Source organism: Pseudohoeflea suaedae, from assembly GCF_004354915.1.
Taxonomy (GTDB): Bacteria; Pseudomonadota; Alphaproteobacteria; order Rhizobiales; family Rhizobiaceae; genus Pseudohoeflea; species Pseudohoeflea suaedae.
This window is the reverse complement of record NZ_SMSI01000001.1, coordinates 148,948-161,551: the sequence shown is the minus strand read 5'-3', so window position 1 is coordinate 161,551 and position 12,604 is coordinate 148,948. Positions and strand designations below refer to the sequence as shown.

The 12,604-nt window shown below is 63.0% G+C and carries 16 protein-coding genes; 10 read left to right on the top strand and 6 right to left on the bottom strand.

Features of this window, described 5'->3' with window-relative positions:
• Positions 1-68 precede the first annotated feature (68 nt).
• Positions 69-827 carry a DUF1223 domain-containing protein gene (locus E2A64_RS00765; RefSeq protein WP_133282549.1) on the top strand — a complete coding sequence of 253 codons (759 nt, stop codon included), beginning with the start codon at positions 69-71 and terminating at the stop codon, positions 825-827.
• 425 nt (positions 828-1,252) lie between these two features.
• Positions 1,253-1,651: a DUF2794 domain-containing protein gene (locus E2A64_RS00760; protein WP_133282548.1), complete on the top strand. Its 399-nt coding sequence runs from the start codon at positions 1,253-1,255 to the stop codon at positions 1,649-1,651.
• 13 nt (positions 1,652-1,664) lie between these two features.
• On the opposite strand, the gene E2A64_RS00755 is transcribed toward E2A64_RS00760, so the two are convergent.
• The 4 genes from E2A64_RS00755 to E2A64_RS00740 all read right to left on the bottom strand — a co-directional run bounded on the left by E2A64_RS00755 (position 1,665) and on the right by E2A64_RS00740 (position 6,549).
• Complete coding sequence (locus tag E2A64_RS00755; RefSeq protein ID WP_133282547.1) at positions 1,665-2,219, bottom strand: GNAT family N-acetyltransferase; 555 nt, start codon at positions 2,217-2,219, stop codon at positions 1,665-1,667.
• 141 nt (positions 2,220-2,360) lie between these two features.
• Entirely contained in the window at positions 2,361-3,104 is a 744-nt protein-coding gene (locus E2A64_RS00750) for a Bax inhibitor-1/YccA family protein (RefSeq protein ID WP_133282546.1), read from the bottom strand.
• A 188-nt stretch (positions 3,105-3,292) separates the two neighbouring features.
• Complete coding sequence (locus tag E2A64_RS00745) at positions 3,293-5,782, bottom strand: ABC transporter permease (RefSeq protein WP_133284190.1); 2,490 nt, start codon at positions 5,780-5,782, stop codon at positions 3,293-3,295.
• 53 nt (positions 5,783-5,835) lie between these two features.
• The gene (locus tag E2A64_RS00740; protein ID WP_133282545.1) at positions 5,836-6,549 is read right to left on the bottom strand and encodes an ABC transporter ATP-binding protein; all 714 of its coding nucleotides are present in this window, start codon (positions 6,547-6,549) and stop codon (positions 5,836-5,838) included.
• A 70-nt stretch (positions 6,550-6,619) separates the two neighbouring features.
• Here E2A64_RS00740 and E2A64_RS00735 point away from each other — a divergent pair, with 70 nt between their 5' ends.
• Both E2A64_RS00735 and thpR read left to right on the top strand, forming a co-directional pair.
• Positions 6,620-7,285, top strand: coding sequence for an arylesterase (locus E2A64_RS00735; RefSeq protein WP_244598103.1), 666 nt, complete (start codon positions 6,620-6,622; stop codon positions 7,283-7,285).
• Between the two features lie 80 nt (positions 7,286-7,365).
• Positions 7,366-7,959 (top strand): RNA 2',3'-cyclic phosphodiesterase, encoded by a 594-nt coding sequence (gene thpR / locus E2A64_RS00730; RefSeq protein WP_133282543.1) that lies wholly within the window; start codon positions 7,366-7,368, stop codon positions 7,957-7,959.
• Here the strand turns inward: thpR and E2A64_RS00725 are convergent.
• Positions 7,884-8,402 carry a low molecular weight protein-tyrosine-phosphatase gene (locus E2A64_RS00725; RefSeq protein ID WP_133282542.1) on the bottom strand — a complete coding sequence of 173 codons (519 nt, stop codon included), beginning with the start codon at positions 8,400-8,402 and terminating at the stop codon, positions 7,884-7,886. The two genes, thpR and E2A64_RS00725, sit on opposite strands and share 76 nt — an antisense overlap.
• Positions 8,403-8,428: 26 nt before the next feature.
• Between E2A64_RS00725 and E2A64_RS00720 the strand changes: the two genes are divergently transcribed.
• Positions 8,429-8,731, top strand: a complete 303-nt coding sequence (locus tag E2A64_RS00720; protein WP_133282541.1) for a 4a-hydroxytetrahydrobiopterin dehydratase — start codon at positions 8,429-8,431, stop codon at positions 8,729-8,731.
• Positions 8,732-8,833: 102 nt separating this feature from the next.
• Positions 8,834-9,238: a YkvA family protein gene (locus E2A64_RS00715; protein WP_133282540.1), complete on the top strand. Its 405-nt coding sequence runs from the start codon at positions 8,834-8,836 to the stop codon at positions 9,236-9,238.
• A gap of 28 nt (positions 9,239-9,266) precedes the next feature.
• Here E2A64_RS00715 and E2A64_RS00710 read toward each other — a convergent pair whose 3' ends face one another.
• Positions 9,267-9,839, bottom strand: a complete 573-nt coding sequence (locus E2A64_RS00710; protein ID WP_133282539.1) for a sigma-70 family RNA polymerase sigma factor — start codon at positions 9,837-9,839, stop codon at positions 9,267-9,269.
• A 339-nt stretch (positions 9,840-10,178) separates the two neighbouring features.
• Here E2A64_RS00710 and E2A64_RS00705 point away from each other — a divergent pair, with 339 nt between their 5' ends.
• The 4 genes from E2A64_RS00705 to E2A64_RS00695 all read left to right on the top strand — a co-directional run bounded on the left by E2A64_RS00705 (position 10,179) and on the right by E2A64_RS00695 (position 12,521).
• Positions 10,179-10,682, top strand: coding sequence for an invasion associated locus B family protein (locus E2A64_RS00705; protein WP_133282538.1), 504 nt, complete (start codon positions 10,179-10,181; stop codon positions 10,680-10,682).
• A gap of 169 nt (positions 10,683-10,851) precedes the next feature.
• Complete coding sequence (gene rlmN, locus E2A64_RS00700; RefSeq protein WP_133282537.1) at positions 10,852-12,093, top strand: dual-specificity RNA methyltransferase RlmN; 1,242 nt, start codon at positions 10,852-10,854, stop codon at positions 12,091-12,093.
• 93 nt (positions 12,094-12,186) lie between these two features.
• Complete coding sequence (locus E2A64_RS17765) at positions 12,187-12,330, top strand: hypothetical protein (RefSeq protein WP_158285652.1); 144 nt, start codon at positions 12,187-12,189, stop codon at positions 12,328-12,330.
• Entirely contained in the window at positions 12,330-12,521 is a 192-nt protein-coding gene (locus tag E2A64_RS00695) for a hypothetical protein (protein WP_133282536.1), read from the top strand. Before E2A64_RS17765 ends, E2A64_RS00695 begins: the two co-directional genes overlap by 1 nt.
• Positions 12,522-12,604: the final 83 nt, after the last annotated feature.

Genomic DNA, 12,604 nt, shown 5'->3' with positions numbered 1-12,604 from the left:
GCGGGGCGTAGGAAAAAGGCGATTGCCGGGCTTGCTTCCCGTCCCGGCCGAACACGATAGTGCATGTCATGATCCGTCACCTGCAATCCGCCCTGTTGTTCCTGTCTCTTGCCGTTCCCGCCTTTTCGGCACAGGCCGGAGAGCTGCGCGGCGTGGTGGAGCTGTTTACCAGCCAGGGATGCTCGAGCTGTCCGCGTGCCGATGCCGAGCTGGGGCGTCTGGTTGAGGAGGGCGATATCCTCGCTCTGTCCTATCATGTCGATTACTGGAACTATCTGGGCTGGAAGGACACGTTGTCGGATGCGGCGAATACCGAACGGCAGAAGGGCTATGCCCGCACGCTCGGCAGCGCCTCGGTCTACACGCCGCAGGCGGTCGTCAACGGTCGTGATCACGCCAATGGCGGCGACGATGCTGCAATCAAGGCCCTGCTGGCCGGCTTCGAGAAGAAGGGCATGGGGCTGACCGTCGACGTCGGGCTGAAGCGGAGTGGCGACACGATCGATGTCACAATCGGCGAAATGCCTGCGGGTGGAGATGCTGCGGGCCGCGCCGAAATCGTGGTTGCCTATTTCGACAAGGCAAACACCGTCGAGATTCCACGCGGCGAAAATCGCGGCAAGCGCATCACCTATCACCACAGCGTGCGCAATTTCGAGATTATCGGCATGTGGTCGGGCGAGCAGATGGAAATCAAGCTGCCGCGCTCGGTGCTGGGTGAAGACGGGCAACGCGGTTGCGCCATCATTCTTCAGCGCATGGATGCAAAGGGCCGTCCGGGCGCGATCCTCGGCGCGGCGATGCTTGCTTCCGGCGAGGCCGGCTGAGCCGCCTTCGATCCGAAGACAAAAAAAGACCGGCGCGCGGCCGGCCTCTGAGCAATGATGGGGGTGTTGCCATCCACCGACCCGGGAAAGAATCGGAAGATTTCGACCCGGCCTGATATGGGCTTCGAGGGGGCTGGGGGGCAATTTGGCCGAAGCCCTCAGACCGGGTCGATGAGGCAACACAGACAGAGTGTCGGCGAATTCCGGCGTCGATTTGTTTGAATTACGGCCAAAATGCGTTCCCGCTCATATTCGATCCTCCCCGCGGTAAAGTGACGAAACGAATTGTTTCCGCGCGTGATCGGACTGCAGGAAATCCCCGGGCAGAATCCACACGGAGCGGGAGTATCCGGCATGAAAACGCGCCTCTTGCATTCCCTGGATCATCGGTCACACTGTCACCAGCGAAACAAATCGGATGGAACATGGTAGACAGAGGCAATTCCCACCTGCCGCAGCATGGCGCGGGAGGCGCGGGACAGGCCGACCTGGTCGACTTGTCTGAACATCGCAAGCGCCAGAAGGTCGAGATCGTCACGTTCCAGCGCCGCGAACTCGACCAGATCCTGAGCCTTTACGGCCGAAAGGTTGCCGATGGCGAATGGCGTGATTACGCGATCGACCATCTGAAGGACCGGGCCGTCTTTTCCGTATTCCGCCGAACCAGCGAGGTGGCGCTCTTCCAGATCGTCAAGGATCCGTCGCGGGCGCGCAAGCAGGGTGCGTTCTCCGTCGTGGCCGCCTCGGGCGCCATCCTCAAGCGCGGGCATGACCTCGCACAGGTGCTGAAGGTCTTCGACAAGCCCACGCCCCGTCTCGTCTGAGGCGCCTGCCTCTTCAGGCGCGGTAGAGCGTACCGGGATATGTCCGGGTATCCGGATCGGTGGTCGAACCCTCGCCGAGCGCCTTTTCCATGAAGGTGGTATCGAGCCAGCGGCCGTGCTTGTAGCCGGTCGCCTTCAGCGTGCCCTGATGCTCGAAACCGGCCTTCGCGTGAACCGCCACGGAAGCCGGGTGCGCGCCGCCGATCACCGCGATCATCTGCCGGAAGCCCAGCGCCTCGCAGCGGGCAAGAAGTTCCGACAACAGCGCGGACCCCACGCCCTTTCCTCTGGCTTCGGGCGCGAGATAGATCGAATCCTCGCAGATCCAGTTATAGGCCGGCCGCGTCCTGAACGGTCCGGCATAGGCGTAACCGAGGATCGTTCCGTCGTGTTCGGCCACGATATAGGGATAGCGGTTGCCGGTGACCACACCGAAGCGCGCCGTCATCTCCATGATGCTGGGCGGTTCCAGCTCGTAGGTCGCGACGCCGTTGTTCACGCTCTCGGCATAGATCTCGGTGATGGCCGAAAGGTCGGCCTGGGTGGCGTCTCTGATGATCATGGGAATGGTCCGCAGTGTGGATTGGTCGGCAGGATCTTATGCGAGCAAAACCAGTGGCGGTAAAGAGTGCTCGTGCCTGCCCGGGCGGCAAAGAAAAAGGGCGACCCGCGGGGGCCGCCCTTTCCGATTTTCAGGTTCCGTGTGCGACTACTCGCGATTGCCCATGAACTGGAGCAGGAACATGAAGAGGTTGATGAAGTCGAGGTAGAGGCGGAGCGCGCCCATGATGGCCGCACGGCCGGTCATGGTCTCGTTGGCCTCAACTTCATAGTACATGTCCTTGATCGACTGGGTGTCGTAGGCGGTCAGGCCGGCGAAGATCAGCACGCCGATCGCGGAAATCGCGAACTGCATGGCGCTGGACTGCAGGAAGATGTTGACCACCATGGCGATGATCAGGCCGAACAGGCCCATCATCAGGAACGAACCCATCGCCGAGAGATCACGCTTCGTCGTGTAGCCGTAAAGCGACAGCGCACCGAATGCGGCCGCGGTGACGAAGAATGTCTGGACGATGCTCGTGCCGGTGAACACCAGGAAGATCGAGGAGAGCGAAAGACCCATGAGGGCCGCATAGACCCAGAAGGTCGTCTGGGCCGCAGCTACGCTCATCTTCTGAATGCGGAAGCTCAGGAAGAAGACCATTGCCAGCGGAGCCAGCATGACGACCCACTTCAGCGGGCTCGCGTAGAGCATGGTGCCGAACTGGGTAAGCTGTCCGTTGGAAACCGCGGCGGCGAAGGTGCCGTAGGCGGCAACACCGGTAATGGCGAGGCCGAGGGCCATGAGATTGTAGACCCGCAGCATGTAGGTGCGCAGGCCTTCGTCATAGGCTACACCGGCGGTCTGGCGGGACGCGGTGTGGACGTTCGTATTGCGAAAGTCAGCCATGTTTTCCTCTATCAGCCCCGGATTGAACAGATGGGATATCCCCAGGTGCCGCTGCGGGGCTCAGCATCACTGGTCATAATATGTGCTGTCTGCGGTATGGCCGCAAGGTTATTCGCCTTCAATTTCGCGTCAGAAATCAGCCAAATGGCCGGTTTCGTTAACACCGGACCCCGATTCGGCATTGAATCCTAAAGCTCACGCAGCATCGGCGCGGCTTTTTGTCCCAACACGCGCCAGGTGCCTATCAGGCCTATACCGATGGTGGTGACAAGCGCGGCGATGATCGTCGCGATGGCGATTTCTGGTACGAAACTCGATGGCAGCGACATGATGCGGGTCAGGACGAACCACGAGGCGAGTGCGCCGAAACCAAGCGCGAAGAGCGCCGTCGACAGTCCGATCAGCCCGTATTCGAGCGAATAGGCGCCGATCAGCGTCTTGCGGGTGGCGCCGAGCGTCTTCAGCACCACCGCATCATGGCCGCGGGCGCGATTTCCTGCGGCGAGTGCGCCTGACAGAACCAGGACCGAGGCGATCAGCGCGATCGCGGCTGCGGCGCGGATTGCCGTGCCGATCTGGCCGACAAGCCGATCGGCAAGTTCGATCGCGTCCTTCACGCGAACCGAGGTCACGGTCGGAAAATCGGCGGTGATTGTCCGCAGCAGCTGGCCTTCCTGCTCGTTGGTCGCGCCGGGTTCGGCGAGGGTGGCGAGCCAGGAATGCGGCGCGCCGGCAAAGGCGGATGGCGAGAAGACCATGACGAAATTGATCGACAGCGATTCCCACTCCACCTCGCGCAGATTGGCGATTTTCGCCGTTATGGTGCGGCCGAGCACCGAGACGGAAACCGTGTCGCCGAGCTTCAGTCCCAGTTCGCCGGCTTCCTCGGCGGAGAAGGAAACGAGGGGTTCACCGGTATAGTCTTCCGGCCACCATTCGCCGGCCGTCAGCGCCGAGCCCTCAGGCAGTTTCGGCGCGTAGGTGAGGCCGCGATCGCCGCGCAGCACCCAGCGTCCTTCAGGCGGCACATTCTCGGCATTGGGCGTTTCGCCGTTGAGCGCTGTAATGCGTCCGCGCAGCATGGGCACGGTTTCGATATCGCTTTCGGGGGCGAGTTCGGCGAGACGGGTGCGGAAGGCCTCGATCTCGCTGGCCTGGATGTCGACAAAGAAGAAGTTCGGCGCACGATCGGGAAGGTTTCCGGAAATTTCGCGACGCAGATTGGTATCGATCTGGGCCAGGGTCACGAGAAGGGCGAGGCCGAGGCCGAGCGACAACACCACGGATGGGGTGAGCGCGCCGGGCCGGTGAATATTGCCGATGGCGAGCCGCAGCGGCGTCGAGCGCACCGTGGGAGCACGCCTCGCGATCGCCTGCACCACCCGGCTGACGAGATTGAGGACGACGAAGGCGGCGGCAACGGCGAGCAGGAAGATGCCGGCCACGCGACGATCGTCGGCGAGTGCCACGGCAAGGGCGCAGAGAATGGCGAGCGCGGCACCGGAACCCAGAAGATAGGGCCAGCGCGGCCAGGCCGTGCCGTCGAAACTCAACTGGCGGAAGAGGGCGGTGGCGGGCACGTCTCCGGCACGGCCGAGCGGCGCAAGCGCAAAGGCGAAGGCGACCAGCAGGCCGAAGACGGCCGCCTGCAGGAGTGCCACCGGATAAAGCGCAGCCTTGCCCGCGACGGGCAGGATGGCCGACAGGGCGCCGGCCGCGAGGAAGGGGATGGCGGCGCCGATCACGAGCCCGATCAGTATGCCCGCGGAGGCGATCAGCATCACCTGGATCAGATAGACGAGGATGACGAAGCGGGAGGAGGCGCCGACGCATTTCAGCGTGGCGATGACGCCGCGCTTGCCATCGATGAAGGCGCGCACGGCATTGGCGACGCCGACGCCGCCCACGATCAGCGCGGTCAGTCCGACGAGGGTCAAGAACTGCGAGAAGCGCTCGATATTGTTTGAAAGGGCGGGGGCCGCGTTGTCGCTGGTACGGACGGACCAGCCGGCATCGGGGAAATCGGCCTTGGCGATGTCGGAGACCGCCCGGGCGGTCCGATCGCCAGCAAGGCGCACGCGATAGGAATATTCGACAATGCTGCCGGGGCGGATGAGGCCGGAAGCGTCGAGCCCTTCCATCGAGATCATCAGGCGCGGCGCGAAGCCGAAACCCTCGGACAGCGCATCCGGTTCGTCGGTTATCTGGGCGCGAAGCTCGAATTCCGAGCGTCCCACGGTAATGCGATCGCCGACCTTGATGCCGAGCCGCTCGAAGAAGATCGGCGCCGCGACCGCGCCATAGACGCCGTCTGTCTGCGCCAGTGCGTTTTGCGGCGTCATGTCGGGTGACAGGCCGAGCGCGCCATAGAGCGGATAGGCGCCGTCGAGGGCGCGCAGCTCGATGAGGGTCTGGTCGCTCTCGTCGGCGGTGCGCGCCATCGTGCGAATGCCTGCTCCCTCGGTGACAGTGCCGAGGGAATCGATGAATTCGCGTTCCTTGCCGCCCGCGGGCTGGCCGACGGTCTCGAAGCGAATGTCGCCGCCGAGGATCGTCCGGCCCTCGGAGCGGATGGATTCGGTCATCATCTGCGAGACCGAATTCACGCCGGCAATGGCCATGGTGCCCAGAAGCACGCAGGCTATGAAGATGTAGAAGCCCGAAAGCCCGCCACGCATTTCGCGCAGCGCAAGTCTCAGGGCGAGGGCAAGGCCGGGGCGGGAGGGCGCGTTCACGCGACGACCGTCTTGCGGTCGTCGGCAGGAGCGAGGCTGTCGCCGACCACCTCGCCGGAGCGGACGGAAACCTGCCGGTCACAGCGGTTGGCGAGCGTTTCGTCATGAGTGACGAGGATCAGCGTTCCGCCACGTTCGGCCTGCTTGGAAAACAGAAGATCGGCGATCTGGCGACCCGTATCGCCGTCGAGGTTGCCGGTGGGCTCATCGGCCACGATCAGCGCCGGGTCGGGGGCGAGGGCGCGCGCAATGGCCACGCGCTGCTGTTCGCCGCCGGAAAGCTGCCCGGGGAAGTGGGACAGGCGCTTGCCCAGGCCGACGGCTTCGAGTTCGGCGCGAGCCCGTTCGAACGCATCGGTGCGACCGGCGAGCTCCAGCGGCACGGCGACATTTTCGAGCGCGGTCATGTTGGGAATCAGGTGGAATGACTGGAAGACGATGCCGATGGAGCGTCCGCGCACGGCGGCGAGTTCGTCCTCGGCGAGTTCGTGCAGCGGTTCGCCCGCGACATGGATCTTGCCGGCGTCGAGCCGTTCGAGACCCGCGATCACCATCAGCAGCGTCGATTTTCCGGACCCGGAGGGGCCCACTATGCCAACCGACTGTCCGGCCTGCACCTTGAGGTTCATCCCCTTGAGGACGCGCACGGATGACGCGCCGGATCCGAGGGTGAGATCGGCCGATTCAAGCTCAACGATGGTTTCCGCCACGTTTGGGCTTCCTATATTGTTCGGGAGATGGACCCGGAATTGCGTGAATTCCAAAGTTAGGAGCGGCATCGTGCGTTTTAAAGTCCTTCCCGCCCAATTCCTCGTGATCGCGGGGCTTCTGCTGGCCTTCGCGCTGCCCGTGCGCGCCGAGACGCTCAAGCTCGTAGGCTTTGGCGACAGCCTGATGGCAGCCTATGATCTTTCGAAGGAAGAAGGGTTTCCGGCGCAGCTCCAGGCGGCTTTGCGGGAGCGCGGGCACGACGTCGAGATCGCCGATGCAGGTGTCTCCGGCGATACCACCTCGGGCGGATTGTCGCGGCTGGACTGGTCGATCCCCGACGGCACCGACGGCGTGATCCTGGAACTCGGCGCCAATGACGCCTTGCGCGGCGTATCGCCTGAGAAGACCCGTGAAAACCTGGAGGCCATGATCGAGCGGCTCGGGGAACGCGGCATTCCCGTGCTTCTGGCCGGCATGCTCGCGCCGCCGAACATGGGGCCGGGTTACGAGGACAAGTTCAACGCGATCTATCCCGGCCTCGCTGAAAAATACGATCTCGTCCTCTACCCGTTCTTCCTCGACGGGGTGACGGCCGAGCCCGGCATGGTGCTGGCGGACGGCATGCATCCGAGCGCTGCCGGCGTGGAGGAAATGGTCAAGCGCTTTCTTCCGGTCGCCGAGGAATTCATCGCTCGTATCGGGCAGACCCGTCCACAGGGCGATGGCGGCAACTGAACTCATCTGGCGAATTCGCTTGCCCCGGCGGCGCGGGCGTGATTCGCTCGGTCTATCAGGTTGATTCGGGGGATCTGGCCATGCCAAGGCTCTTTACCGCTCTCGAAATTCCGGCTGACGCGGCCATGTCGCTGTCATTGCTCCGGGGTGGATTACCGGGTGCCCGGTGGATCGACGTCGAGAACTATCACCTGACATTGCGCTTTGTGGGCGACATCGACGGCCCGGCCGCCGACGAGCTGATCCACGCCCTCGACCGCATCGATCGGGCCCCTTTCACGATTTCGCTCAATACGGTGGGTTCCTTCGGCTCGAAGAAGCCTCACTCGATCTGGGCGGGTGTCAGCCCCTCGCCGGAACTGATGGCGCTGCAGGCGGAAATCGCCCGTATCTGCGATCGGCTCGGCATGCCGGCGGATCCGCGCAAGTTCGCGCCGCACGTGACGCTGGCGCGGCTTCGCAATGCCCGTCTCGAGGACGTGGTGAACTACCTCCACGCTTTCGGCAATTTCCGCACGATGCCGTTTACGGTGAACCGGTTCGTGGTCATGTCGTCGAAGGATTCGGTCGGCGGCGGGCCCTATATCGTCGAGGAGCCCTATCCGCTTGTCGAGCGGCGGCCGCCGAACAGGTTCTCGACCAGCGCCGAACTGCCCTCGACCAGCATCCGGTAGACGGCCTCGAAACCGTCGCCCTCGCCGTAATAGGGATCGGGCACATCCTGCGGGATCCCGAGCGCATGCTCCATGAACAGGTGAATCCGGTCCCGGGCCGGGTTCGGTGCGCGCGCCAGAAGCGTGTCGCGGTTGGAGCGGTCCATGGCGAGGATCAGGTCGTGGTCGCGAAAGTCGCTGTCGGTTATCCTTCGGGCGCGCTGGCCGGTGATGTCCAGCCCGTGGCGTGCGGCGGTGGCGATGGAGCGGCGGTCGGGCAGGCCGCCGGCATGCCAGGCGCCGGTGCCCGCGGAATCGATGCGCACCTTGTCCGAAAGCCCGGCTTCCCCGACGTGGTGGCGGAATATGCCTTCCGCGAGCGGCGAACGGCAGATGTTTCCGAGACAGACGAAGAGAACCGATGACGGGGGCTGTGCGTTGGATTGCCGAGACCTATCTGTCATGCAAGCACCAGAAACAGGAGGATATCATGCCGGCCGAAAAGCTCGACGGTGACACCCTTAAAGCGCGGCTGTCCGAGACGCCAGACTGGGAACTCGATGTCAGCGGCAATGCGATATCGCGCACATTCACCTTCAAGGATTTTTCCGAGGCTTTCGGCTTCATGAGCCGGGTGGCGCTGGCGGCCGAAAAAATGGACCATCATCCCGACTGGAAGAATGTCTACAAGACGGTCGAGGTCTCGCTGTCGACGCATGACGCCGGCGGATTGACGGACCTGGATTTCAGGCTCGCCAGGAAGATGGATGCCTATGCCGGCAAGGCCGGTTGAACGGCGCAAGCGCGGCATCCCGTTGATTGGGCGCGTGCCGATGCCCATATTCAACGGATCGGCGTGGTCGCGACGTCATCGCCTGAGGAAGGAGCACACAGCATGCCCGCACTCGACGGAGAAATTCTGCAGCCCGGCGACAAGCCGGATCCCGCGCCGGATCCTGCGGATGAGAAATCCGTGCTCGACGGCTTCTGGGCGACGTTCGGCAAGGCCGCCAAGCGCATCCCCTTCGCCGAGGACGTCGTTGCGTCCTATTATTGCGCCTTCGATCCGCAAACGCCGAGCCGCGTGAAGGCGATCCTGATCGCGGCGCTGGCCTATTTCGTCTTTCCGCTGGACGCTGTCCCGGACATGCTCGCGCTGGTCGGCTTCGGCGACGATATTGCCGTCCTGACGGTGGCGATCTCTTCCATACGGTCGCATATCACCGACGCCCATCGTGAGGCCGCGAAGGCGGCGATCAGGCGCATGGGTGAGGGGCAATCACCGCTCAAGGCGCGCTAGGCACGCCGGGTTTCCGGACTTTCCGGCGCTAGACATCCTCAACGCTTGCCTGCCCCAGATTGCTTCGCATGCGCGTGAATGCAAGGCGGATGCGTGATTTCACGGTACCGAGCGGCAGGCCCGTCTCGGCGGCAATTTCATTGTGTGACTTGCCGAGGAAGAACGCCATCCGCAACAGGTCGTACTGCTCTCGCGGCAGATCGATCATCGCCGCGCGAACCTGCCTGTCGCGATCCCGAGCCTCCAGCATGTTCTGGGCCGATTCGATGGGCTCGGGCAGGATCATCGGGTCGTCGAGATCGGCGGTACTGCGTGATTTCGCCCGTCGGACCGCATCTATGCGCCGGTTCCGCGCGATCCGGAAAAGCCAGGTGGACAGCGAGGATTTGCAGGGATCGTAGAGGTTCGTGCGATGCCACAGGACCATCATCACTTCCTGGACCAGTTCCTCGGCTTGCAGGTGTGGGGTGCCCAGCCGCAGGAGATAGGCCTTCAGCCGCGGGGCGAAATGGTCGAAGATTTCGGCAAAGGCGGTCTGGTCGCGATTCTTCGCGACGCACAGCGCCAGATGCGAAAAATCTCTCTCAACCCTGTCGGTCATGTTGTGTTTGTTATCTCGTTCGGGCCGTGTCTCATTAGGTCCGGTTTTCAACCCTGCGTCAATCTTCGGATGCGAAAAGTTGTGCCCGCCCTTTATTGGTGTGTCGGCAAGGACAAACTCTTGCCTGATTCCAATTGTTACAGAATGTCATGACTAGCGAGGGCATCATGCTCAATTCGCCTTTCAAGCCCGTCCCGATCGGGAACGGAATTTGTGCGCAATTGACGATTTGGTAACCTGAATTAAGTCAAAATGAATTGATCGATCCGGGGCAACGCGTCCTGTGCGCTGCACGGCGCGGTCCGGCCCTCAAAATTCACGACTACCGGTAGGACAGCTATGATTGGGAAAACCATTGCAACCGCGATTACGGCCCTCTTCGCCCTGACGGCCGCCGCCGCCGCGCAATCTCCGACCCGCATCAAGCAATTCGACGCCTGGGGTGCCTATTCCTACAATTCGGGCAACTCCAAGGTTTGCTATGTGCTTTCGGTGCCGACTGCGAAGAACCCGGCAGATGTGGACCATGGCGACATCTTCTTCCTCGTTTCGCAGCGGCCCGGCCAGAACATCAGCTACGAGCCACAGGCCATGATGGGCTATCCGCTCAAGGAAGCCTCGAAGGTCGAGGTCGATGTCGATGGCAACAAGTTCACGCTTTTTACCCGCGGAAATTCCGCCTGGGTGGAAAATGCTGCGCAGGAACCCCAGCTTGTTGCGGCGATGCGCGGTGGTTCGACGATGACCGTGAAGGCCACGTCACGTCGCGGCACCGCCACCTCCTACAGCTACTCGCTGAAGGGTGTGACGGCCGCGCTCAACCAGATCAATTCCTGCAACTAGCCGCATAGCGCCCTTTCGGGCGTCTCCGGCAAACGCAGTTCAGAGAAGAAGCCGGAGAGCCGCTGCGAACCAGCGGCTCTCCGGTATTTTGCGTATTCCCCTTGCCGCGCCCACGGGATGACCTGGGGCGCGAAAGCTGATACAGGGGCGAAAACGGATCATGGATGCCATGGCACTTTCAATCGACATCGATCACAAGACAGACGCCACCAATGCGGCCTCGCCCGCGCCGGCGAAATCCTCCGAGAAGACCGAGCTGATCGGCCTCGACCGCGAGGAACTCGGTGCAGCGCTCGCCGAACTGGGAATCCCGCAGAAGCAGATCCGCATGCGGGTCAGCCAGATCTGGCACTGGCTCTATGTGCGCGGCGCTTCCGATTTCGCCGACATGCACAATGTCGCCCGCGATCTGCGCGAGAGGCTGGATACGGCGTTCACCATCGCCCGGCCGGACATCATCGAGGAGCAGGTTTCCACCGACGGGACCTGCAAATGGCTGATGCGCTTTCCCTCCCGCGGCGCCGGACGCCCGGTTGAGGTCGAGACCGTCTACATTCCCGAGGAAGGCCGCGGCACGCTTTGCATTTCCAGCCAGGTCGGCTGCACGCTTACCTGTTCCTTCTGCCATACCGGCACGCAGAAGCTGGTGCGCAACTTGACCGCCGGCGAGATCCTCGCCCAGCTTCTGGTCGCGCGCGACCGGCTCGGCGACTTCCCGGACAAGGATACGCCCGCCGGAGCCATCGTCCCCTCGGAAGGCCGCAAGGTGTCCAACATCGTGATGATGGGCATGGGCGAGCCGCTCTACAATTTCGAGCATGTGAAGAAGGCGCTGCTGATTGCTTCCGACGGCGACGGGCTGTCGTTGTCCAAGCGCCGGATCACTCTGTCGACATCCGGCGTGGTGCCCGAGATCTACCGTACCGGCGATGAAATCGGCGTGATGCTGGCGATCTCGCTGCATGCCGTGCGCGACGACCTGCGCAACGAACTGGTGCCGATCAACAAGAAGTACCCGCTCGAAAAGCTGATGGAGGCCTGCCGCGCCTATCCTGGGCTGTCCAATGCCCGGCGCATCACCTTCGAATATGTGATGCTCAAGGGCGTCAACGACAGTCTCGAGGATGCGCGCGATCTGGTGAAACTGCTCAAGGGCGTTCCGGCAAAGATCAATCTCATTCCGTTCAACCCGTGGCCGGGTTCGGACTACGAGTGTTCGGACTGGGAGCAGATCGAGAAATTCGCCGATTTCGTCAATCAGGCGGGCTACGCCTCGCCGATCCGCACGCCGCGCGGCCGCGACATCCTCGCGGCCTGCGGCCAGCTGAAGTCGGAATCCGAACGCATGCGCAAATCCGAGCGCCTGGCGCTGGAATCGCTGATGATCGCGGGCCACGGCGCCGACGAATAAAAATCTTTCGGGCGCTGTCGATCGGCTTGTCTTCCGTTCGTTACCGGTCAACCTTCACAATCGTGCGAAGGGGTAACGAACAGGAGATGCCTCATGAAGTACATTGCGCTGATCTATTCCGATCCCGCCCGGCAGACGCCGCCCGACAGCCCCGAGTTCGGCAAGATGATGGCCGGCTACCAGGTCTGTAACTCGCCAACTACCAGCCCTTCCACGCCGCCCACGCGGATCTCCTGATGCGGACCGGGCGGCTGGTCGAGGCGGAGGTGGCGTTCTCGCTGGCGATCGGCCTGTCGCAGAGTTACTCCGAAAAGCTCTTTCTTGCGCGCCGAACGGCTGCCTGCGAGGCTCTCAGGCGCGGCGGCCCGTCCGCAGACCCCGAGACGATACGGCCGGCAGGTGCCGCCGACACCCCTCCGCCGGATTGACCTGCAGCCGGCCGGCCTCTAGTTGCCTATGCAGGGCGGGCGCCGAATGCGGGTCGAACCGCGGCGAGCAATGACAAGTTGGG